Annotated in this window: 3 protein-coding genes; all 3 read left to right on the top strand. The window is 71.8% G+C overall.

Annotation, left to right across the window (positions count from 1 at the left end):
• On the top strand, positions 1-785 hold a 785-nt coding region (locus ACFVJS_RS27725; protein WP_378886761.1), incomplete at its 5' end, for an alpha/beta fold hydrolase.
• A gap of 77 nt (positions 786-862) precedes the next feature.
• Positions 863-1,225: a YlxR family protein gene (locus ACFVJS_RS27730; protein WP_378886762.1), complete on the top strand. Its 363-nt coding sequence runs from the start codon at positions 863-865 to the stop codon at positions 1,223-1,225.
• 93 nt (positions 1,226-1,318) lie between these two features.
• Positions 1,319-2,104 (top strand): translation initiation factor IF-2 N-terminal domain-containing protein (locus tag ACFVJS_RS27735; protein WP_378886763.1); only part of this gene is annotated, 786 nt, incomplete at its 3' end.

A 2,104-nucleotide genomic window follows, 5' to 3' on the forward strand; every position in this document is an offset into this window, starting at 1 on the left:
GCCCGCTCCCTCGACGAGACCTGCGCCCTGCTCGACCCCTGGCTGCCGGTGCCCGGGTCGAGACCGACCGCTGCCGGATGCTCGCCTCCCACGGTGTGGCGGCGGCGTCGATCCGCTACTTCGGCGGCCCCGGCCAGCCGGGCGAGGCCCGGCTGATGCCGCTGGAGACGTTCGACGACGTCCTCGGCGACCTCCACGCCCGCTACGAGCGGCTGGTCGTGCTCGGGACGTCCTGGGGTGCCCAGGCGGCGCTGCTGCTCGGCACCCTGCACCCCGAGATCGACGCCGTGGTCGGCATCTCCCCGACGTACGTCTCCTGGGCAGGTCTGAGCGACGAGCGGCCGCAGCGGTCCTCGTGGACGTTGCGCGGCGAGCCGGTGCCGTTCGTGCCCTTCGACGACGAGGCCGTCGAGGATGCCGTGAAGGAGGCAGATGGGGAGCTGCCGTCGTTCTGCGAGGCCTACCTCTCGGCCCTGGAGAAGTACGCCGACCGCGTGCCGGCCGCGACCATCCCGGTCGAGCGCATCGCCGGTGAGGTCGTCCTGGTCGCCGGGGGAGACGACGAGCTGTGGCCGTCGGTCCTCTTCGCCGAGGCGGTCCGGCGGCGACGTACGGCCCACGACCTGGAGACGATCGTGGTCACCCATCCCGAGGCCGGCCACCGGGTCGTGCTTCCGGGGGAGCCGGTGCTCCCGCTCAGCAGCAGGCTCGCCTGGGGCGGCTCGGAGGACGCCGACCGCGAACTGGGCCGGCTGGCCTGGCCGGAGATCGCCGCCATATTGTGAAGATGGGTCACGGAATAAGAACGACCTGTGCCCCGGTTTCGTCTACCGAACCCCGGAAGCGGTAGTGTTAAGGATCGGTGGCACGCCTCGAAGAAACTACGCAGAACGGACCCGTCCGTACGTGCGTGGGTTGCCGGAAGCGAGCCGCCAAGCGCGAGTTGTTGCGGGTGACCGCCGGCTCGGACCGCAACGGCCAGCCGGCCGTGGTGCCCGATCCGACAGCCACCGCACCCGGGCGAGGGGCGCATCTGCACCCCACGCGTGAGTGCTACGAACTCGCGGTGCGCCGGAAGGCGTTCACCCGGGCCCTGTTCCCGAAAGGTAAGGGGGCCGAGGGCGGGCTTTCCAGCGCACCGGTGGAGGACTACCTCGACACGCGCCAGACACCCACGACCGTCGCCGACGGTCAACTGACCAGGAATTGGAGCAAAAGCTCATGAGCACTCGATGAGTACTTCGCGATGAGCGTGTTCTACACCCACTAGTGGTCACAGTTTTCACCCGGATTTGGGTCTGTGGCCAGAAGGAGAAGCGTGGCTAAGACCCGAGTCCACGAACTCGCCAAGGAGTTCGGAGTCGAGAGCAAGTTCGTTCTCGAGAAGTTCAAGGAGATGGGAGAGTTCGTCAAGTCGGCGAGCTCGACCGTCGAGCTGCCTGCGGAGATGCGTTTCCGCAAGGAGATCGGCCCCGGCCTGAAGGCCGGCGGCAAGGGCGGTTCCGCGTCCACCGACGAGAAGCCTGCCGCCCCCAAGCCCGGCCCCAAGCCCGGTCCGAAGCCGGCAGAGCCCAAGCCCGCGGCCCCCAAGAAGGCTGCGGACACGGCGCCCGAGAAGCCTGCCGAGGCGCCCGCCGCGACCAAGCCGGCCGCGCCGAAGCCCGGCCCGAAGCCCCCGGCCAAGAAGGCCGAGGCTGCACAGGTCGCCCCTGCGGCGTCGGCATCGGCCCCCGCCGCGCCCAAGCCCAGCCCGAAGCCGGCCGCCAAGCCGGGTGCGCCCAAGCCGGGTGCCCCGAAGCCGGGCGCTCGTCCGCAGGCTCCCGCGGCTCGCGGTGGCGCGGGTGGCACCGGCGGTGCCGGCCGTCCCGGACCGCGTCCGGTCGGCAAGCCCGGCGCTCCGCGCCCGGGCAACAACCCGTTCTCCTCCAACCAGGGCATGGGGCGTCCGCGCCCCAGTGGCCAGGGTGGGGGCCAGGGCGGCGGCCAGGGCGGTGCCCCGGCCGGTGGCGACCAGCGTCCGCCGCGTCCCGCGGCCGCCCGTGAGGGTGGCCAGGCCGGTGGCCGTCCCGGTATGCCGCGTCCCAACCCGGCGATGATGCCGAAG

The sequence above is a fragment of the Nocardioides sp. NPDC057772 genome (assembly GCF_042798075.1).
GTDB lineage: Bacteria > Actinomycetota > Actinomycetes > Propionibacteriales > Nocardioidaceae > Nocardioides.